The 279-nt window shown below is 60.6% G+C and carries 1 protein-coding gene; it reads left to right on the forward strand.

Features of this window, described 5'->3' with window-relative positions:
- Positions 1-279, forward strand: a 279-nt coding sequence (locus SCA31_RS23055) for a hypothetical protein (RefSeq protein WP_410699360.1), incomplete at both ends; no start/stop codon positions are given.

Here is a 279-nt window from a genome sequence, read left to right on the forward strand (position 1 = left end):
TCCAGGCTTACCGAGGCTGAGCTGCGGGATCTTCAGGACAATCCCCCGGCTTGGTTGGTGCAGTCACGTGCCAACCGTACCGGCAAGCGGCCGGTCTGGGTCCAGTTAACCTGTGCCGTGTGTGGCTACTCAGAGGCCGCACGCCCTAAAAAGTGGTGGCCTGAATTTTCCTTTGTGTTCTGCGGCCATCACCGCAACAGTGAACTGCCCGAGCTGTTCCGCGGCGAAGTGCGCAGTGAATATGAGGGCATCGGTAGCCGTTTCGTCGGCGTCGTGGAC

Source organism: Chryseobacterium sp. SIMBA_028 (assembly GCF_046535285.1).
Classification (GTDB): domain Bacteria; phylum Bacteroidota; class Bacteroidia; order Flavobacteriales; family Weeksellaceae; genus Chryseobacterium.